This window comes from Mesorhizobium sp. GW821-FHT07A06, from assembly GCF_059419085.1.
Window position 1 is genome coordinate 1 of record NZ_JBWKRC010000010.1, and the last position, 20,216, is coordinate 20,216.

Sequence of the window (20,216 nt, forward strand, 5' to 3'; positions counted from 1 at the left end):
AAGAGCTTCACCGGAACAGTCGGTGGGGCGCCTCAATGCCTGATTCTGAGACAGGATTACAGAGTCAGGATAAGGCGCGGTGGTTGAGGAGACCGTGCTGAAGGTTGATCGCGGCGAGCGGGGCTGGAAGCTGCCGCAGATAGGTGGCCGGTGCGCCGACCAAACTGGCGAGTTGGCCAAAACTCCAATGCGTGGGGGCAACAGGGGCAGGCGCATCGGGCAGCATTAGCCTTAGGCGCTCCGGATCGTCGCGGCTGGCCTCGACGCGGATCAGCTCACTTTCGACGATGCGGGTCTTGCTGCGCTCCGACCGGCTCTTCACCGCATTTCCAAGGTCGTTGAGCGACAGGTATCGCTCGTCCGCCGGCCGGTTGAACCATTCTGACGACACGCGGCCAATACGCTGGCCGCGGCTGGGGTCGACCTTGTAACCGGCACGCTCGTTGCGCTTGGGCGCAAGAATTTCCATCTGGGTCATGGGTGTTGCTCCTTGGCGGGCGCCGGGAGACTCTCTCCCGGACCTTTACCCGCCACCGCAACCCGCCCGCCCTCTTCCTCTCTCGGCACCAGCGCGCCACTATGAGCGTCGCCATTGCGGCAGCGGCCGCTTCAAGGCTGGCACCCAGGAAGGAAGGCTCGGCCTTCAGGAAAGCTCGCGCCTGGGACCAAGCGCCGCTTCACCTTCCGGCGACAGAATTCTGCGGTGCTTTCTTGCGCAACAAGACCAGAACCCCATACGAATTCAGATAGCGGCCCGCTGAAATTGGGCAGGCAACTTGTCTTGAGATTGGGCAACTGCCAGTTCTGTTCTGGCCCTAGCCAGAAATGTATAAATTGACCCCACGTCATGATACGCGAAGACCGTGTCATGGTCGGAATTGAGAGTGTAATTGCATGTCGAGCAGGTTCGTCCGGCCCGTGGTGGTGCAATTTGGCCGGCATGACCGTGAGCGCGTCATATTCGATGTGAACGACGCAGCGACGATCCTGCTGCGGAGTTTCCCTCATCAGACGAAGAAGCGAAAACTGGCTATGGATGCATGTCTTCAGGTGCTGCGTGGTGAAGCTCAGCCGCCGGTAGCTAGACGGGCCTTCGTTGTAGCGGCGTTAGAAGCGAAAATCCTACGCAGCGACTGAGGTCCAAATGATAGCAGCCTCGGCGGCTTCCAAAGTGATTGGGGGAAGGTGAGCTTCACGCCCGGTCGCAGCGGTGACCGGGATGTGTGTAGCCGAAGCGGAACATCGCGCCTCGTGGGAAACAACCCGACGTTCATCTGCTTGACTCGACAACGGGCAGGTAGACGGCAATATTTACCTCGATCGGAGATGGCATATGCGAAATTTGCCGAGCGACATCGATGCTGACGTTGTGATCGAAGTCAGTCGGCTTATCGATGATGCCGAGGATCTCTTGCCTTTGCCGGTGCACGAACTGGTCAAACGGATTCGCACGATACTGCGGACCCGCCTTTCCGATCAAGCAATCGAACAACTGGTCGTCGAGATGGCATCGACACGCGGGTTGCCCATGGTCTTCAACAAGGCTGCAGAATAGTCAATTCTTCCACATCTCTTGTGAAAATATCTGCAAAAGCAGGCTGCGAATTGCCATTGCCCTTCGAATGGACCGACAAGAATGGCAGGCCGAGAAAACGGCCATGGATCAATCTTCCGCCTGTCGGGCTGGCGAAGATAAGCCATCGACTTTGACAGCTCTCATTATGGTTCTCATTCACCTGGTGAAGTGGCAACGCGATATTGGACGATTCTGGGCATCCAGATCGCGCAACCAGCGGCCGGACGTCGTGGCCTCAGCATTTCTCGCGCGCAAGAAAAAGGCCGGACCAAAGGTCCGGCCAGGTATGAAGGTTAAAACCTCCAGAGGGGAACGCGCCGGACGAATGGGAGGAAACATCCGACGCACCGCGCATATAGGTCAGCAAGCTGACACTTCAACGACGTGCCGGTAGGCCACCAGGCTTGATCATCTTGGTGCACTGTAGTTTGCGTGCTTGATGCGCTTGCCGAAATCACATGGCTGGTTCAGCCAGCCTTGCTCAGGTTGCCGGCCGACGATTTGCCGGTCCGCCGATCCTGTTCTATCTCGTAGTTGACCTTCTGGCCGTCAACGAGCGTCGACAGGCCAGCGCGCTCCACAGCAGAAATATGGACAAAAACGTCCTGCCCACCACCGTCAGGCTGAATGAAGCCAAAGCCCTTGGTCGCGTTGAACCACTTTACCGTTCCGGTCGCCATATAGGTGTTTCCTTGTCGCAGGTACATGTCCGTTTGGCTGGCCGAACCGGCCGCTGCCGTCAGATAGGATGCAGCAAATGGCGGTAATGGCAAGCCTTTGGCCTTCTTCAGGGCCGTGGCCACGCGATAGTCCGCTGACCACCGATGCCACCTCGATAATTGAACGATGTCGGGAGCATCCAAGCCACTGACTCGTGACGCCAAAGAGCACACTCACGCCATGACATCATTTACTCCTCCCAGATGCGATGCCGGCGCTGAATGCGGTGCACCTCCTCCCGCGCCGCATCTCTATTCGAGCCGGATGCCACCTCCTCTGGCAGCTGGCTTTTCCTTGCATGAGCGACAATCTCGGCCTTGACGTAATCGCTACGCAATATGGAAGGGAGGTCGTCACCGTCCAGCGCCCGCCAAGAAAGTTGGCTCGAAACACCTGAACCGCGCGCTATCTTCCGGACATGTGCGATGATTATGAGCAGCATACGCTGCATGCCGGCTTGTAAGGAAAGTGCGCAACATCCTAGGTGGCGGCTAGGGGCCGAAGCTGTCGGAGGCGGACTCGGAACGAAAGCCGTACGGGCAAGAAGCGGTCCCACCGAGCCACCAAAGCGCCAAGCGAGCGTTTACTTGAAGTCCCGTGTCTTCACCTTGATCGGATCGACCTGCAATGTGGGATCCACCATATCGCGCGGTCTGAATCCTTTCGGTAGGCTGCGGGGATCGAGGCCGGGGCCGCCGTGATGGGCTTCGTCGCCTCGCCCATGCGGGAGTGGAAATGGCGTGTCGCGGTTGCCGACACTAGCGAGTTCACCCGAAAGGTCGGAGAGTTGATGGGCGACGAGGTGAACCACTTCGCCTTCACGCTGAATCTTGCCCCGGACAGCGAGCATCGAAGACGAGAGCAGCACACGGCGAAACTTCTCGAAGACCTTGACCCAGACGACGACATTGGCGGCGCCGGTTTCGTCTTCCATGGTCAGGAACATCACGCCCTTGGCTGAGCCAGGCCGTTGGCGAACGAGGACCAGGCCTGCCGCCTCCAGCCAGCGGCCGTCGCGCGCCTGCATCGCGTCGCTGCAGGTGACAATACGGCGCCGGGCAAGGTCGGCCCGCAGGAACGAGAGCGGATGGTTGCGCAGGGTGAGGCCAACATGACCATAGTCCTCGACAACTTCCCTTCCGGTCGTCATCGGCCGCAGCGCTACGGCATGCTCGTGAATTTCGGATACGGTCTGCTGTTCACGCGCCGAGGCGGCGGCAAAGAGCGGCAGGGGCTCGTCGCGCAGTCCCTTGAGCGCCCATAGCGCCTCGCGGCGTGCCAGGCCGAGACCGGGGCGGAAGGCGTCGGCCTCGGCGAGTTGGACGAGCGATGCCGCAGGCACGCCGGCGCGATGCCAAAGATCATCGATGGAGGCGAAGGGTTCGTCGGTCCGGGCCGTGACAATCGCTGCCCCGTGGACATTCGCCAGTCCTTTCACCATCCGCAGACCGAGCCGGACCGCAAAGCGTCCGTCCCCGCCGATCGGTTCTAGTGTGCAATCCCAGCGGCTGGCATTGGTGCAGACGGGTCGGATCTCAACGCCATGGTCGTGGGCATCGCGGACGATCTGGGCGGCAAGGTAGAAACCCATTGGCTGGGAATTGAGCAGGGCGCAGCAGAAGACATCGGGATGGTGGCATTTCATCCAGCTCGAGGCGTAGGCGATCAGCGCGAAACTGGCGGCGTGGCTCTCGGGGAAGCCGTAGCTGCCGAAGCCTTCAAGCTGCTTGAAGGTGGTCGCGGCGAATTCCGGCGTGTAGCCATTCGCGATCATGCCGCCGATCAGCTTGTCGCGAAACTTGCTGACGCCGCCGGTATGCTTGAAGGTCGCCATGGCACGGCGCAACTGGTCTGCCTCGCCGGCGCTGAAGCTGGCGCAGACCATGGCGACCTGCATGGCCTGTTCCTGGAACAGCGGTACACCCAGTGTCTTGCCGAGCACGCGCTCGAGTTCAGGAGTGGGGAACTCGACCGGTTCCTTGCCTTCCCGGCGGCGAAGATAGGGATGGACCATGTCGCCCTGGATCGGGCCGGGCCGGACGATGGCGACCTCGACGACCAGATCGTAGAAAGTGCGCGGCTTGATGCGGGGCAACATCGACATCTGGGCGCGGCTCTCGATCTGGAAGACCCCGATCGTATCCGCCTTGCGGACCATGGCGTAAGTCGCAGGGTCTTCGGCCGGGATGGTGGCCAGGTCGAGGTCCACGCCCTTGTGCTCAGCCAGCAGATCGAAGCTGCGCTTCATGCAGGTGAGCATCCCGAGCGCCAGGACGTCGACCTTCATGAACTTGAGAATATCGATGTCGTCCTTGTCCCACTCAATGACCTGTCGGTCGACCATGCGAGCCCGCTCGATCGGCACCAGATCGTCGAGCCGGTCATTGGTTAGAACGAAGCCTCCCGGATGTTGCGACAGGTGCCGCGGCGTTCCTTCGAGCTGCTGGGCAAGTTCCAGTGTCAGCCGCAGCCGGCGATCGGCGAGGTTGAAGTTGAGTTCTTTGGCACGCGCTTCGTCGATGGCCTCGCCGTGGCCCCACACCTGGGAGGAGAGCAGCTTGGTAACATCCGCGGGCAGGCCGAGGGCCTTGCCGATATCGCGGACGGCGCCCTTAGTATGATAGCGCACCACAGTTGAGCACAGCGCGCTGTGGTCGCGGCCGTAGGTCTCGTAAACCCACTGCATGACGATTTCGCGCCGCTCATGCTCGAAGTCGACATCGATGTCCGGGGGTTCGTTGCGCTCTTGCGAGACAAAGCGCTCGAAGAGCAGATTGTTGCGCTCGGGATCGATGCTGGTGATGCCCAGCACATAGCATACGGCTGAGTTGGCGGCCGAACCTCTGCCCTGGCACAGGATATCCTTGCTTCGCGCGAACTGCACGATGGCGTTCACGGTCAGGAAATATGGAGCGTATTGCAGGACCTCGATCAGGCGCAGTTCGTGTTTGATCAGCGCCACCACCTTGTCAGGCACGCCCTCGGGATAGCGCCGCTCCGCACCTTCCCAGGTGAGTTGTCCGAGCGCCTGCTGCGCCGTCAGCACCGGCAGCATCTTCTCTTCGGGATATTGATAGGCGAGTTCGTCGAGCGAGAAGCGGCATTGCCGTGTGATACCGAGCGTGCGCGCGAGGGCTTCCGGGTAGCGCAAAAATAGCCGCGCCATCTCCTCTGGGGGCTTGAGATAGCGGTCGGCGTGGCGCTCGCGCCGGAACCCCAACTCGTCGATGGTCAGGTTGTGGCGAATGGCCGTCACTACATCCTGCAAAATGCGCCGGCCGGGTTCGTGGAACAGAACGTCGTTCGTCACCACGGTCGGCACCCGCATTTGGGTGGCAAGATTGGAGAGTTCATGCAGCCGGACCTGGTCATTGGGCCGGCGGCGCAGGGTCAGCGCCAAATAGGCCCGATCGCCAAACGCCTCCCGCAACCGGCGCAATTGCAGGGCGCAGGTGTCATCCGCATGGTCGGGAACGAGAGTGGCGATCAGACCCTCGGCATAGGCAGCTAGGTCGCTCCATTCCAGGTGACATTTTCCCTTGCCGCCGCGCTTCTTGCCCAGTGTCAGCAGCCGGCACAGCCGGGAATAGGCGGTCCGGTCGGTCGGATAGACCAGCACCGCCATGCCGTCGACCAGATCGAGGCGGCAGCCGACGATCAGCCGAACGCCCGTGTCCTTGGCAGCCTGATGGGCCCGCACGATACCGGCGAGCGAATTGCGGTCGACGACCGCCAGGGCCTCGATGCCGAGCGCGGCCGCCTGCGCGAACAGGTCGTCGCATGAGCTTGCTCCCCGAAGGAACGAGAAGTGGCTGGTGACCTGCAATTCGGCATAGGACGGTCCGCTCATGCGAAGAGCCCATGCAGGAACCATTTGTGCGAGCCGGTCTCGGGATCCTCGCCATCGCCGGCGCGGTAAATCCAGAAGCGGTCTCCGGACTCGTCCTCCACCTGAAAATAGTCGCGCACGGCGATCAGTTCGGCATCGCGCTGCCACCATTCGCCGAACACGCGCTCAGGACCATCGGCGCGCGTGACGCGGCGACGGATGCCGCGCCAACTGAACCAGACCGGTGGATGGTCGGGCAGCAGCGCCATGGTTTCGATGGGTTCGGGGTGGGTGAGCAGCCGCGGCGGGCGCGGCCATTCCCCCGGCCAACTCGTCCCATCATCGGGAGCAGTCGGGGCGATGCGGCGGATGGAGCGTTCGGGAACGTCGCTTTCGACCGGGGCGAAGCGATAGAGGCGTTGCTCGCCGATGCGGTTGGTGAGCGTGTCGATGAGATCGCTGATGTCCGGCTCCGGCTCCTCGACCAGCGAAGAGATGATCTGCTTGGCTCCGAAGGGCTCAGCGAGGGTTGCGGTCAGCGTCATCAGTTCGATGCCGAAGCCGGGGTCGACGGTCTCGATGCGGTCGGTGAGAAGCCGGGTCAACCGTTTGACGTCCCGTACCGGCACCGCGGTGCCGATACGAATGGCCTCGATGCGGTTGTCGACGCGGTGGAACAGCAGGTCGAGCCGGCGAGCGCCGAGCCCCTTGGTCTCGAGTCCTTCGCAGAGCATCACGACGAGCTTGCCGGCATAGCGGGCGATCGTCTCGGCCGCGCTGATCGGCTCGCCAAAGGCGCGACGAACCGCGATCAGTTCGGGGGAGCGGATGGGCTCGAAGGGTTCGCTGCGCCCGCCCACGGCCTGGTCGAGGCGGCGGCCGAGCTCAGGCCCGAAACGCAGCGTGAGGGAAGCCCGGGGGGCGGCTTCGACTTCGCCGACCCGTTCGAAACCCAACGTATGGAGGCCGTCGACAATGTCGTGCGGAAGACGCAGAGAGCTGATCGGGAGATCGCGCACGATCGCGGCGGCTTGTCCGGCCGGCGCGACGAACGTCGACCGAGCGAGAAATCGCGCGCAGGCATGGGCTGCGCCCCACGAATCGGCAACGGCCGCCCGTGCCTCGATGCCGGACACCCCGATGCGCGATACCAGGCCCTCGAGCATCGTCTCCTCACCGCCATGCAGATGGTCGGCACCGGTGGTGTCGATGATGAGGCCATCGGGCGGATCGGCGGCGACGATTGGCGCGTAGCGCAGCGACCAGAGCGCCATTCTATCGAGAGCCTCGGCGTCGCCCGCTGGATCAAGATTGAAGCTCTGCAGCCCCGGCACGAGGACTTGGGCCTTGCTCGCCGGCATGCCGACGCGCAGACCCGCGGCGCGCGCCGCTGCATCGGCGGCCAGCACGAGCCGCCGGTTTCCCTGCCGGCCCAGCATGACGACCGGGGTTTCAGCTGATGGCGCGGACTGGCCCATGGCGCGCCGCAGGCGATCGGTCGGCCAGGCCGGAAAAAAGAGCGAGACGACCCTTGGCATCGCAGGCTTCCACTTCAAAATCGGCGCTTTCTCCAGCCCGCACTCGGATCAGCTCAAGCTGCCAGCGAGCACGGCCGACGCCGGGAACCGGCAAGGGGCGGGAGGGAAGCGCGGTGACCCGCCATCGGGTGACCGCGGCGGTTGGTTGTCCAAAATCGGTCGCTTCGGTTTGCCGTCGCCAGCGGCGGATGGCGATGCCGATGGCGCCGGAAGTCTCGGCGGCAAGCTGCAGGCGGCGGGAGGCGGTCATGGAGAGACGGGCGAGTTCGGCTACGACGGCCCCTAGGCCGCCGTGACGAAGTCCTTCCTCAAAACAGGCGAGTACGGCGGCCTCGTCGCCGGCTTCGACATAGACGACACGTCCGGGTAGCAGCCCAGCCTGGGCAAGGGCAGGAGCAAAGAGATCCTGCCTTGTGACACACCACAGCACCTTGCCCTTGGCGCGCGCGGCAATGCCGGCGGCAAACAGCGCCGCCGCGGCCCCATCGATCGCCCCGTTCCGGCCACCCGCAATCTCATGCAGCGCCCCGAGCGCCAGCCCGCCTCCCGGCAGCACCTTGTCAATTGCAGGCACACCGAAGGGAAGCGTCGCACGGTTGCGCGCCGGTCCGCCTTCGAGGCGCGCGATTCGCTCGCGAAGCGCAGCGATAGCGGGGCTGACGGCGGGCTGACCCATGGATAAATCACTCTCAAACAGTCTTCCCAACGGATTTCGGGGCTGGTATGTTCCTTATTTGTTCTCTTTAGCATCCATGAGTCAATCGGACTCGTTGCGTCGCTTCGAGAGTTGATCAAAGGCTACACTCCGTCGAGTTGCGATTTATCTTGAAATGCCGACAGGTGATGCAGGGACGATGAAGTGGGCGAGCGAGTTGACAACGGCCTAGAAGCGGATACGCTGAGGGCAGGCACGACCATCCTTCGGAAGATCATCCATGTCGACATGGATGCCTTCTTTGCCTCGGTCGAACAGCGAGACAAGCCAGAGCTGCGCGGCAAGCCGGTGGCAGTCGGCGGCTCGGCGGCGCGGGGTGTGGTGGCCGCTGCCAGCTATGAGGCTCGAAAATTCGGGGTGCGATCGGCCATGCCCTCGATCACCGCGAAACGCAAATGTCCCGATCTGATTTTCGTACCGCCGCGCTTTGACGCCTATCGCGCCGTCTCCCAGCAGATCCACGCGATCTTTGCCGAGCACACGCCACTGATCGAGCCGCTTTCGCTCGACGAAGCCTATCTCGACGTCACCGACAATCTGCAGTCCATCCCGATCGCCACCACGATCGCCGAGATGATCCGCGCAAAGATCAAGGCTGAAACCGGTCTGACCGCTTCCGCCGGGATCAGCTACAACAAGTTTCTCGCCAAGCTCGCTTCCGGCCAGAATAAGCCTGATGGGCAGTTCGTCATCACCCCGAAGATGGGGCCGGCCTTTGTCGAGGCCTTGCCGGTGCGGAAGTTTCATGGGGTCGGTCCCGCGACAGCCGACAAAATGACCCGGCTCGGAATCGAGACGGGCGCCGACCTGCACGCACAGAGCTTAGCGTTCTTGGGGGAGAAGTTCGGGAAGGCTGGCCCTTACTATTACTGGATCGCGCGCGGCATCGACGAGCGGCCGGTGCGGGCCGATCGCGAGCGCAAGTCTGTGGGAGCGGAGGACACCTTCGTGAGCGACCTGTTTGATCTCGAATTTGCTCGCAAGGAACTGGCGCCACTGATCGGCAAGGTTTGGCGCTATTGCCAAGAACGCTCGATCCGGGGCCGTACCGTGACGCTCAAGGTGAAATTCGCCGATTTCCAGCAGATCACGCGCAGCCGCACGATCGCCGGCGTTATCAGGACCGAGGACGAACTCGCGACCGTCAGCGGCGCGCTCCTCGATCAGGTGTTCCCTGCTACAAAGGGAATTCGCTTGCTCGGACTGACGCTCTCGAATTTGGGTGAAACGCGATTCGAGCCCGATCGGCAGCTGTCGATGACTATCTAGGACGGCAGCGTCTCTATTGAACTGCTTTGCGGATGCGCTCAGTCAGCGTTTGCTCAATATCGAAATAGCCCTCCCAGGCGTCGGGCTGTTGAGCCCGCGCAGCAGCGGCAAAAACGTCGAACGTGTTGGCGCTTTTGAATGTCGGCAACTCGTCCCAGGTGACCGGCACGGCGCAGGAGGCACCCCCACGTGCTCGGGTCGACCAGGGACAGATAGCCGTGGCGCCTTGGCCGTTGCGGAGATAGTCGAGAAACATGCGACCCTTGCGCCTTGCCTTGCTCATATTGGCGACGAAGCGGGACGGATCAGTCCGTGCGAGCAACTCCGCGAGGTCCCGGCAGAAGCCCTTGACCCCTTCCCAGTCTGCTTCGGGGACAAGCGGAACGACGACGTGAACGCCCTTGCCGCCGGATAGCAACGGCCACGACTGCAGTCCGAGCGCTTCCAGAATGCCCCGGATGTCGAGGGCTGCCTGCTGGACATCACTGAAGCCCAGGCCCTCGTCGGGATCAATGTCGAAGATCATGCGATGTGGCAGGTTCGGCTGCTGGCGCAGGCTCCCCCATACGTGGAATTCGAGCACGTTCATTTGGACGCCGGCGACCAGCCCCGCCAGGTCGTCGACCCAGAGGATGCGGCTTTCCTTGCCGGACATCTTCTCCAGCTGCCCGTCATGGATGGCCTTCGGCATGCCAGGCAGCTTGTGTTTCTGAAAGAAGGTCTGCTGCAGGTCGCCATCGGTGTCGCGCACCAGCGACAGGGGCCGGTCCTGAATGTGCGGCAGCATCTTCTCGGCAACCGCGGCGTAGTAGGCAGCGAGCGTCGCCTTTGTCACCTTGGTTCCGGAATACATGACCTTGTCCGGATGCGTGAGCTTGACGCCGACCGCCCCGGCGATCTCCGTGCCGATCGCCGGATCGAGATCGGCGGAGCCAGGCGTCGCGGGGGTCTTCGGTATCTCCATTACCACCTGGTCGGCGCGCTTGTCTTCGCGTATGCCCTGAAAACTTGGATGCCGCAGGCTGCCGTCCGGTGTCACTTCGGCATAGGTAACCTCGGCAACGAGTTCGGGCTTTACCCATCGGGCGCGTCGCGCAATGTCGCGGGGCACGGAGACGAAGGCGGGCTTGTCCAGACGCCGCTTCTCCAACTGCGCGAGAATGGATTTGCGCATCGCCTCGGTGAACCCGGTGCCGACGCGGCCGCGGTAGATCAGCTTTCCGTCCTCATAGGTACCAAGGATCAGCGACGCCATACCGCGGCCGGTGTCGCTTGGGCGGTAGCCGCCGACAACAAATTCCTGTCGTTTCGTGCACTTGATCTTCAGCCAGGCGGCAGTCCGATCGCCGACATAGCGGCTGTCCGCGCGCTTGGCGATGATGCCCTCGTGGCCCCCGGCGCACATGGTCTCGAAGATTCTCTCCCCATGATCGGCGATATGGCTGGAAAACTGCAGAGCGTCATCCGGGTCGCGTTCACCTAAAAGCGCCGCAAGCCGTTCCTTGCGCTCGAGGAGCGGTTGGCCCGAGAGATCGCCGCCGTTCAGTTCCAGCAGGTCGAAGGCGTAGAACTTGAGCGGCATGCCGGCAGCGATGCCAGTCTTGAGCATGGAGAAATTCGTGCGGCCCTGGCTATCGATTGCGACGATTTCACCGTCGATCAGAGCCGAGCCTTTGGTGAGCTTCCGCAGCGGCGGCAGGACCACCTTGAACTGGCGGGTCCAGTCGTGCCCGTTGCGGGTGTAGACGACGACTTCCGATCCGGAGATGGCGACCTGCGCCCGATAGCCGTCGAACTTCATCTCGAAGAGCCAGTTCGTTCCCACCGGAATGTCGTCAGTCAGGGTGCAGAGCTGGAAGGGGCGAAACCTTGGAAGCGGGTATTTGGAGGTAGATTCTGAGTCCCGGCGCGGTGCGCGCTTTTTGCTGAGGGCGGCCTCTACGGCCGACATACCGAACTCGAATACATGGTGCGATTCAATACTCTTCCCGGGGATTTTGTTCCACACGCGCGTCGATGAATTGAACCGGAAGAGTCCGGCCGCGTTGTTGGGAACTAGAACGCAATCCTTGGAGGAAGAAATGGCCACTGCTCAAACAACCCGTGGACGCAGTCAGGACCGGGCAAAGGTCGCCGGTGGGCAGGATCACGAGGTGAAATATGAGGCGGGCAAGACTGGAGCCAGCAAGGCCGAGGTTAGGTCGGCCGTGAAATCGGTTGGCAACAGCCGCAAGAAGGTCGAGGACAAGCTCAAGAAATAGCTGGCCACCCAAGCGATGGTCCGCGTCGCCACCTTCAATGTGAACGGTGTTAATGGTCGCCTGCCGGTCCTGCTCGCGTGGCTCAAGGCCACGCACTATGACGTCGTCTGTCTTCAAGAACTCAAGACCTCGGACGAGAAGTTTCCGGCCGAGGCGATCGGCGACGCTGGATATGGTGCAATCTGGCACGGCCAGAAATCCTACAACGGCGTCGCAATTCTGGCTCGCGGAGCCGAGCCCATCGAGCGTCGACGCGGGCTTCCCGGCGACCCCGACGACAGCCATAGCCGCTATATCGAGGCTGAGGTGAGCGGGCTCCTAGTCGGCTGTCTCTACCTGCCAAACGGAAATCCCGCCCCTGGGCCCAAGTTCGACTACAAGCTGCGTTGGTTCGACCGCCTGATCAGCTACGGCCGGGGCCTCCTCAAAGAGGGCGCGCCGACCGTGTTGTGCGGAGACTATAATGTTGTTCCAACCCCCATTGATGCTGTAGCGCCGCGACGATGGCTTGGGGATGCAGTGTACTTTCCCGAGAGTCGGCAAGCCTATGCCGGGATGCTTGAGGATGGCTGGATCGATGCGGTCCGGCGCATCCATCCGGAAAAGGGGGTCTATACTTATTGGAATCACTCCTTTGGGGGCGGCTACGACAGGAGTTCTGGTCTGCGAATGGACCATCTGCTGGTCAGTCCCTCGTTGTCGCCCCGTCTTCGCGATGCCGGGGTGGATGTTGAGACCCGAGGGTGGGAGAAGCCGAGCGATCATGCACCGGCGTGGGCAGAGTTCGGGTAGGCCTATTTTTGAGGGGTCCAATACATCAACTGGCGTTTTTGCAGCAGGCTTCAGACGCGTAACTTGTCCGAAGTTTGTAGCAATCTTCGGACGGCCTCTTGCTTCTGTCCGAAACTTGTTGCATATTTCGGACATGACCTTGGTTGAACATGACAGTGATCTCCGATCGCGCGTACTTGCACGGATTGAGGCCAAACCCGACGAGGTTTGGACCCCAGGCGACTTTGCCGATCTCGGTGGGCGTGCGGCGGTGGACAAGACGCTGCAGCGCCTGGTTGCCGCTCAAGAGCTTCGCCGGATCGACCGGGGTCTCTATGACCGACCGCGTACGAATACTCTGACCGGCCGCGCCACCGTGCCGGACTATCGCGCCGTGATCCGGGCCGTGACGCGCCGCGACAACGCGCGCGTCGTCATCGACGGCATGACGGCAGCCAACGATCTTGGGCTCACGACGGCGGTGCCTGCGCGGATCGAGGTACTGGTCGATGCGAGATTGAAGCCGATCAAGCTCGGCAGCCAGGAAATCCATTTCAAATACGCTGCCCCGAGCCGCCTTTATTGGGCGGATCGGCCGGGTATGCGGGTCGTCCAGGCCCTGCATTGGCTGCAGGATATGCTGACCAAGGACAGCGAGCGCAGGCGGATCGAGACGACGTTGCGCCGCCTGCTTTCTGACCCCAAGCATGGCGAGGCGATCCGCGAGGATCTGCGCGCCGGTCTCTCCGCAGTCCCGATCTGGATGCAGGAGTTCCTCCGCCAACTCCTCAGCCCGGGCGCCGGGCTAGAGGGCAAGCCATGAGTACCGACGCCTACCGTCAGATTATTGCCGCGTCGCCACGAGACCGCCTTGATCTGTTCCTCGCCACGGCCAACCGCATTGGCGCCCCTGTCGGCAATGTGGAAAAGGATTTTTGGGTCTGCTGGACGCTCAAAGCGCTCTATCACGAACGGCCCGCAGGCGAGCCGCGGCTGCTGTTCAAGGGCGGCACATCGCTGTCGAAAAGCTATGACCTCATCAAACGCTTTTCCGAGGACATCGACGTCACCGTATTCCGCGACGACCTCGAGGAGCCAGCCTCGGTTGAAGAACTCGAGGTGCTCTCGAACAAGAAGCGCCGCGCGAAGCTCGACGCCATTCGCGACGCATGCCACACCTATATCACCGGCCCGCTCAATGAATTTCTCGCCGCCCAGTTGGCAGACGTCACCGCGGGGGCGGGGCGCGTAGAGATCGATGAAGCCGATCCCGATAGGCAGACCCTGCTGCTTTGGTATCCCGAAGTGGAACCGCGCGATGGCGCCTATGTTCGACCGGCGATCCGTCTCGAATCCGGCGCAAAATCGGCGCTCGATCCCCACCGGCTACTCACGATCACGCCCTATGTCGCCGGGGACGCAGCAGGCGTTGATCTCGCCGTGCCGGACGTCACTACGATAGAGGCGACGCGGACCTTCTGGGACAAGGTGGTGATCGCTCATGGACTGCGCCGCTGGTACGAGCGGCGCGGCGAACTGCGACAGGCAGGGCAGCGGGTTTCACGGCACTACTACGACCTGCACTGTCTCATGCAGTCGGAAATCGGCAAGGCTGCGGTCGCCGACCGCGATCTCGGCGCCGACTGCGTGCGTCATGCACGCATGTTTTTTGATCGGCCCGATTATGACCTCGCTTCTGCCGTACCAGGGAGCTTCGCGATCGACCCGACGCCCAAGATGGTCGATGCACTTGCGCGCGACTACGACAACACGACCGCGATGATTTTCGGCGCAGCGCCCAGCTTTGACGACATCCTGGCCTCGGCCGGGCAGATCGAGAAGAGCCTCAACGGTGGCAAATAGGCTTCACAGCCGGCTGCGCCGTCCCTCCAGTCCCCGAGCCGACTTTCGCGCAACCCTGAGTTCGTCGAGACTCGGCTGCCGCCAGACTGCGCCATCACTCTTCGGCTTGGCTTCCGAACGCGCTGGCCAGGTCTTTATGAGTTCGTCGAGGTCGGCGGGGCGCCATCGCCCCCAGACATAGTCCACGTTGCTTGGAACGTCGGAATAGCGGGAACGAAGGATCTCTTGATCGACATGTTCGCCGTCGCATTCGATAAAGACGACAATGCCGTAGCCTCGGGTCATCACGGGCCGGCCGAACGCTGGCAGATCGTCGGGGTCCAGAGGATAGCGCCGCCGTCGGCGTTCCGTGGCACGGGCGCGAGAAGCTAGTTCTTGGACGGATCCACGTCTTTGCACCGCGCGATGCCTGCGTGCTTCGGGCTCATTGCGAGTGGCCGCCGCCTCGATCTCGGCCCAGAGTCGATGAAGTTGCTCGTAGGAGCGATAGGGAACTGTCCAAACGCGCATGTCCGGGTCCCACGACGCATAAGGCACCTCGCCCATTTTGTTGACTACCGTACGAGAATAAGGAGTCCGGACTTCCAGCCGATCGTCGTACACAATCAGGTACTTTGAAACGATGGGATCGAAGGCATAGGCGTCGCGTCCCTTGGAATCAGCATGTGCGCTCGAACCGGCAAGTTCTTGGTCCAGCCAGCGATTGAAGCGCAGAGCAGCGGTTTTTCCAGGAACGAACCAGGCCTTCAGTTCATCGCTCCATCGAGCGCGCGGAAAGCTCTTTCGGAAGCGTTCGACGGTCATCCGATCATAGGGAAATGAGGCACTGGCGCCGATCGGTGCGTCACCTCCTGAATTCCCGGTCGCATTGCTCTTCGAAGTCATCGCTGCATTCACCGCCTCTCTGCTAAAGAACGGCTCGAGAGGGACCGGGATGCAACTTTAATTCTACAACGCTTTCGATCATCTGCCGCGCAGGAATTGCTACGGGTCGCCGAAAATGTAAGCTGAGTCCGAATGGCAAATCTACAACAACAGATCGCCGAGAAGTTTCTCGCCGCGTTAGCGGAGAACAAGGACGTCGGTGCCGAGGAGATTGCCCAGCTGCGTCAGTTATTGACGCGCGGCAAGAAGCCAAAAGCCGACGAGTTTATCCGCGTCTTCACCGCGCCGGCCGGCGGTGAGGTCAAATGATCAAGCTCCAGGCGGCACATATCGAAGAAGTGCGCGGCATACGTAAGCTCGATATCGATTTCGACCAGGCGACGTTCGCGATTTCTGGCCCGAATGGCTCAGGCAAAAGCGGCGTCATTGATGCGATCGAGTTCGGTCTGACAGGCGACATCGGCCGACTGGCCGGCCGCGGTACCAAAGGACTTAGCGTCTCAGAACACGGGCCGCATATCGACAAAGTCGACTTCCCCGACGCGGCGTATGTCGAGTTGCGGGTGTTCATCCCGTCATTGGGGAAGCAGGCGACGATCACCCGCAAGCTCTCGGCGCCTGGCAAGCCGATCATCGTACCAGCCGATCAGGATGTGAAGGCAGTCCTGGCCGAGGTCGCTGAGCATCCGGAGATCACCCTGGCGCGACGCGATATTCTGCGCTTTATCCTGGTGGAGCCGACCAAACGGTCTGAAGAGATCCAAACCATCCTCAAGCTCGCGGAAATCGGTCAGACCCGCGGTGCTCTCAACACGGCACAGAATAAGCTGGCGAGTTCTCTCAAGGTCGCCAATTCTCAGGTCTCCAACAGCCGCTCGACCTTGCAGCGGCATCTGGGCATTGCGACCAACGCCGTGCCAGATCTGCTTGAAGCGGTAAACAAGCGGCGCGTGGTGTTGGGGCTACCCACCATTGCAGAGCTCACCGCAGAAACGCTGTTGGATGCGGGGATCGCCGACACGGACAAGGCCTCGCAGTTCAACAAGCCGTCGGCACTACGCGATCTCGCAGCGCTTGATGAGGCCAGCGTCGCAATCGCCCCGCTGGTCGCTGGTGATAGCGTGGCCATTATTGCCGGCATCGAACGGCTCGAGCGCGACCCCGCCTTGCTCGAGTCGCTGCAGCGACGCGTGCTCCTCGAGAAGGGCGTGGCGCTAGTCGATGGTCCAGAGTGCCCCCTGTGTGATCATCCGTGGCCGGACGAGGAACATCTACTTAGTCACCTTCGCGCAAAACTGACGAAGTCCGAGAGCGCGGGCGCGCTACAGCAGACACTTCTCCGACATGGCGCGGCGATCGCAAGCCAAGTAGACGCACTGCTTGCCCTGCTTCGCCAAGCGCACCGCATTGCGAAAGGCGAAGATGACAAGGGGTGCCTGGAAGCCATCAACGGCTGGGGCAAGGAACTCGGTGCTTTCAAAGCGCAGCTGGGCAATTTCGATGGTCTGATCGGTCTCAAAGTTCGGCTTGCGGAGGATTGGCACGCCGCGCCGTCGGGCGTGGCTGACAACCTCGCGGCATTGTGCCGGACCGTCGAGGCAAAGCCCGATCAAAGCGCGGCCGTGGAGGCCCAGACCTTTCTGATCACGGCGCAGCTGCGGCTCGAAGATTACCGGGCGGCCGGGCGCGGGGAAGCGGCCGCAAAAAGAGCGAGTGCCGCAGCTAAGCTGGCTTATGACGAGTACTGCCGCGCGATGGAGGAAGAGCTCAACGCGCTTTACGCGGATATCCAGACCGATTTCAGCGGCTTCTACCGCATGATCAACGAGGATGATGAGGCGACCTTCACGGCTGAGCTAAAGCCGAGCGAAGGCCGCGTCGATCTTAAGGTCAACTTCTATGAGCGCGGGCTTTATCCGCCGGGCGCCTACCACAGCGAGGGACACCAGGACGGTATGGGCGTCTGCCTTTACCTCGCGCTGATGAAGCGACTGTTCGGCAAGGACTTCACTATCGCCCTACTCGATGATGTGGTGATGTCCGTGGACTCTGGCCATCGCTACCAATTTTGCCGACTGCTCAAGGTCCACTTCCCCAACACGCAGTTCATCATCACTACGCATGACCGCCTGTGGGCCGAGCAGATGCGGTCGGCTGGGCTTGTGACGGCCAAGACATCGCTAGCTTTTCACAGCTGGAGCGTAGACACCGGGCCCTTGGTTGAATCCAACACCGACATTTGGACCGAAATCCAGGCCGCACTTGCTAAAGGCAAGGTGGAAACTGCCGCCCATGGTCTGCGCCATCACCTCGAATATGTCTCACGCCATCTTGCTGACCAGGTTGGAGCTCGCCCGGTGTTCCGCGCCGACGGCAACTATGAGCTCGGCGACCTCTTGCCGAGCGTGCTCAGCCGCACGAGAGATCTCTATGGTAAGGCATCGGAAGCCGCGCAGTCATGGGGCAATGACACGACCAAGCAGATTGTATCCGCGCGCAAGACCAGCCTGAGCGAGTCTAGCGGTGCCAGCAACGTCGAGCAGTGGGCGGTCAACAAGGCCGTGCACTACAACGAGTGGGCGAATTTCGGGAAAAAGGATTTCGAGCCGGTTGTCGCCGCCTTCAAGGACCTGCTCGATAAACTGCGCTGCCCGGGTTGCGGGTCCTGGCTGTATGTGACGCCTCGTGGCGGAACCCCCGAGGCGTTCCGTTGCCAGTGCGCGTCGATCAATCTGAACCTTAAGGCTAAAGCCAAATGACTTGGTGGATCGTCGGCGCTCGCGAAAGCGTGCCCGGCGAAACTCCTCTGCGAAGAGTCTGGTCTATGCGCAACGGCGCACAACCGAGGCTCCCGTTGTATTATTGCGTTTCACAAGTTCTACGGTAGTCTGCAACCGACTGATTTTCATGGGGCTGCGCTGGAATTCCAGGACGGTCGTCAGCGCTAGGCGACAGTCGTGGGGGGGATACGTGCATGCCGACTAACCTTTGGATCCGGTTCCTCCGGAACTACGGCCCCATCCCCACCAATGACAATATGTACGACGAGACCATTCAACGGGCGCTGGTCCGCTCGAAAATGCAGCCTATCGAGCTGCCCGCTCAGTACCTGGAATGGTTGATTGAAAACTTCAACTCGGGGGATCCCCATTCGATCATCCTGACGGGCACGGCCGGCGATGGAAAGACGTATCACTGTCGGCGCGTATGGCTTGAGCTTGGTGGCACGGTCGAAGCATGGAACGGCGGGGAGAAGATCCAGCGGCTCAGCCTCGGATCTCGGCAACTCATCGTGGTCAAGGATCTGAGCGAACTTCGATCCGATGAGAGCAAGCCACTCATCGAGCAGATGGCATGGGACGTCGCAGACCCGAATTCACCACGGGTCTATCTGATGGCGGCTAATCATGGACAGCTGCTTGAGAAGATGAAGACGGCCGGTAGCGACAAGACCACAACGGCACTTGTCGAGGTGGTGGAGAACCTGCTGGTCGCTGGGCGCAGCGGGAACGCGGCCATCAAGCTCGATCTGAGAGATCTCAGCCGGTCAGCTGCGGCGGTGATGATCGATCAGGTCATCGACGCGGTCACGCAGCATCCTGGATGGGACGGCTGCGCGGACTGTCCCGCCTTGGGCGAAGGAACCTGCCCCATCCGTGAGAACCGCGAACGCTTGATGGGGACCAATGATAAGGGCCTTTTCCGGCGACGGCTCGGCAATCTTGTCGAGGCGAGTGAACAGAACGGCGGGCACTTCACTATCCGGCAGGTTCTCTCGCTCGTCACGAACATCATTCTGGGCCATCCCGACGCGAGGGACGGGTTGATGTCGTGCACCGATGTCGCGGAACCGGCGGCTGCGGGAACCGCAGAACGGGCCAGTCCCTATCGCAACGTGTTCGGCGGCAACCTCAGGCCGAGCCGGGCGGAAAGAACCGAGCCATTTCGCAAACTCAATCTGTTCGGGATCGGCGCGGAGACCAGCAACAAGGTCGATAACATGCTGGTGTATGGGGCCGATGATCCGACACTGGTCGAGACTTATCGCGCCCTAGTGCAGTCCGACCGGGTCTATGGCGAGACGTCGGCCTATAAGCGGGCACAGCAGTCCTATTTGGAGGGTGACGATCCAAGCGCAGTTGCGCGCTTTCTCGGCCTGCTCCGCGGCCAACGTCAACGACTCTTCTTCACCATTTCCGATGAGCTATCGGAAACTCTCGATCTGTGGGACCTGACCGTCTTTCGCTATGCGGGCCTCTATCTAGAGACCGCGCGCGCCTTGGCCGAGAAACGGCCGCTGCCTCGGCAGGTAATGCCAATGCTTATGCGCGGACTCAATCGCGTGTTTACCGGCATGCTCATCCAGAACCAGGACGAACTAGTTCTGGCGAGTTCGGGAAGCCAGTCGCAATCGAGAACAAGTCCTCTGCTGGAGGAATTCGTCTCCGTGGCCCGCCGGGGTGGCGAGGAAGTCGCGCTCCTTAGCGACAATGCGGGGGGCATGACCCTGGTAGTCAGACTCGCGCGCGACGACCCGCCGGCGGTCACGCTCCAACTTTCCACCACTCGATTTGAGTTCTTGGGACGCGTGGCCGAGGGCGCGCTTCCGACGAGCTTTTCGCTCGAATGCCATGAGGACCTCCTCGCCTTCAAGGCAAGGCTCCTGAGCGCCCTCGAGAGGCGGCGCTTGCTCGATGGTGACGATCGAAGCGATGGCATCGTCCTCAAGTTCATCGACCTCAATCCCGACGGTAGAGCGTCGTCGCGTAGCGTTACGGTGAGGCTCTAG

At 61.7% G+C, this 20,216-nt stretch carries 16 protein-coding genes and 1 pseudogene; 10 read left to right on the forward strand and 7 right to left on the reverse strand.

The window, feature by feature from the left end; translation table 11 throughout:
• Nucleotides 1-73 precede the first annotated feature (73 nt).
• Nucleotides 74-478 (reverse strand): annotated as a pseudogene (locus tag AC07SZ_RS25990) (hypothetical protein); the annotation flags it as partial.
• Between the two features lie 416 nt (nt 479-894).
• Here AC07SZ_RS25990 and AC07SZ_RS25995 point away from each other — a divergent pair.
• Both AC07SZ_RS25995 and AC07SZ_RS26000 read left to right on the forward strand, forming a co-directional pair.
• Complete coding sequence (locus AC07SZ_RS25995) at nt 895-1,137, forward strand: DUF982 domain-containing protein (protein ID WP_494916446.1); 243 nt, start codon at nt 895-897, stop codon at nt 1,135-1,137.
• Nucleotides 1,138-1,333: 196 nt separating this feature from the next.
• On the forward strand, nt 1,334-1,555 hold the full coding sequence (locus tag AC07SZ_RS26000; protein ID WP_494916447.1) for a hypothetical protein: 222 nt from the start codon (nt 1,334-1,336) through the stop codon (nt 1,553-1,555).
• A gap of 488 nt (nt 1,556-2,043) precedes the next feature.
• On the opposite strand, the gene AC07SZ_RS26005 is transcribed toward AC07SZ_RS26000, so the two are convergent.
• The 4 genes from AC07SZ_RS26005 to AC07SZ_RS26020 form a co-directional block, all read right to left on the reverse strand.
• Complete coding sequence (locus AC07SZ_RS26005; RefSeq protein WP_292862605.1) at nt 2,044-2,256, reverse strand: cold-shock protein; 213 nt, start codon at nt 2,254-2,256, stop codon at nt 2,044-2,046.
• Between the two features lie 623 nt (nt 2,257-2,879).
• Nucleotides 2,880-6,146, reverse strand: a complete 3,267-nt coding sequence (locus tag AC07SZ_RS26010) for an error-prone DNA polymerase (RefSeq protein ID WP_494916449.1) — start codon at nt 6,144-6,146, stop codon at nt 2,880-2,882.
• Complete coding sequence (locus tag AC07SZ_RS26015; protein WP_494916450.1) at nt 6,143-7,663, reverse strand: Y-family DNA polymerase; 1,521 nt, start codon at nt 7,661-7,663, stop codon at nt 6,143-6,145. Before AC07SZ_RS26015 ends, AC07SZ_RS26010 begins: the two co-directional genes overlap by 4 nt.
• Nucleotides 7,578-8,339 carry an ImuA family protein gene (locus tag AC07SZ_RS26020; RefSeq protein WP_494916451.1) on the reverse strand — a complete coding sequence of 254 codons (762 nt, stop codon included), beginning with the start codon at nt 8,337-8,339 and terminating at the stop codon, nt 7,578-7,580. Before AC07SZ_RS26020 ends, AC07SZ_RS26015 begins: the two co-directional genes overlap by 86 nt.
• Before the next feature lie 267 nt (nt 8,340-8,606).
• Between AC07SZ_RS26020 and dinB the strand changes: the two genes are divergently transcribed.
• Nucleotides 8,607-9,647, forward strand: coding sequence for a DNA polymerase IV (dinB, locus tag AC07SZ_RS26025; RefSeq protein WP_494916618.1), 1,041 nt, complete (start codon nt 8,607-8,609; stop codon nt 9,645-9,647).
• A 13-nt stretch (nt 9,648-9,660) separates the two neighbouring features.
• Here dinB and ligD read toward each other — a convergent pair whose 3' ends face one another.
• Nucleotides 9,661-11,598 (reverse strand): DNA ligase D, encoded by a 1,938-nt coding sequence (gene ligD / locus AC07SZ_RS26030; RefSeq protein WP_494916452.1) that lies wholly within the window; start codon nt 11,596-11,598, stop codon nt 9,661-9,663.
• A 130-nt stretch (nt 11,599-11,728) separates the two neighbouring features.
• Here ligD and AC07SZ_RS26035 point away from each other — a divergent pair, with 130 nt between their 5' ends.
• The 4 genes from AC07SZ_RS26035 (at nt 11,729) to AC07SZ_RS26050 (ending at nt 14,542) form a co-directional block, all read left to right on the forward strand.
• The gene (locus AC07SZ_RS26035; protein ID WP_494916453.1) at nt 11,729-11,908 is read left to right on the forward strand and encodes a DUF3606 domain-containing protein; all 180 of its coding nucleotides are present in this window, start codon (nt 11,729-11,731) and stop codon (nt 11,906-11,908) included.
• Between the two features lie 15 nt (nt 11,909-11,923).
• The gene (gene xth / locus AC07SZ_RS26040) at nt 11,924-12,700 is read left to right on the forward strand and encodes an exodeoxyribonuclease III (RefSeq protein WP_494916454.1); all 777 of its coding nucleotides are present in this window, start codon (nt 11,924-11,926) and stop codon (nt 12,698-12,700) included.
• Between the two features lie 133 nt (nt 12,701-12,833).
• Nucleotides 12,834-13,502: a DUF6088 family protein gene (locus AC07SZ_RS26045; RefSeq protein WP_494916455.1), complete on the forward strand. Its 669-nt coding sequence runs from the start codon at nt 12,834-12,836 to the stop codon at nt 13,500-13,502.
• A complete protein-coding gene (locus tag AC07SZ_RS26050) occupies nt 13,499-14,542 on the forward strand; it encodes a nucleotidyl transferase AbiEii/AbiGii toxin family protein (protein WP_494916456.1) in 1,044 nt (347 codons plus the stop codon). Before AC07SZ_RS26045 ends, AC07SZ_RS26050 begins: the two co-directional genes overlap by 4 nt.
• Nucleotides 14,543-14,545: 3 nt before the next feature.
• Here AC07SZ_RS26050 and AC07SZ_RS26055 read toward each other — a convergent pair whose 3' ends face one another.
• On the reverse strand, nt 14,546-15,427 hold the full coding sequence (locus AC07SZ_RS26055; protein ID WP_494916457.1) for a hypothetical protein: 882 nt from the start codon (nt 15,425-15,427) through the stop codon (nt 14,546-14,548).
• A gap of 132 nt (nt 15,428-15,559) precedes the next feature.
• On the opposite strand from AC07SZ_RS26055, the gene AC07SZ_RS26060 reads away from it, so the two are divergent.
• The 3 genes from AC07SZ_RS26060 to AC07SZ_RS26070 all read left to right on the forward strand — a co-directional run bounded on the left by AC07SZ_RS26060 (nt 15,560) and on the right by AC07SZ_RS26070 (nt 20,216).
• A complete protein-coding gene (locus AC07SZ_RS26060) occupies nt 15,560-15,736 on the forward strand; it encodes a hypothetical protein (protein ID WP_494916458.1) in 177 nt (58 codons plus the stop codon).
• Nucleotides 15,733-18,186 carry an AAA family ATPase gene (locus AC07SZ_RS26065; protein WP_494916459.1) on the forward strand — a complete coding sequence of 818 codons (2,454 nt, stop codon included), beginning with the start codon at nt 15,733-15,735 and terminating at the stop codon, nt 18,184-18,186. The genes AC07SZ_RS26060 and AC07SZ_RS26065 overlap by 4 nt, the downstream gene beginning before the upstream one ends.
• A 215-nt stretch (nt 18,187-18,401) precedes the next feature.
• Nucleotides 18,402-20,216 carry a hypothetical protein gene (locus tag AC07SZ_RS26070; RefSeq protein ID WP_494916460.1) on the forward strand — a complete coding sequence of 605 codons (1,815 nt, stop codon included), beginning with the start codon at nt 18,402-18,404 and terminating at the stop codon, nt 20,214-20,216.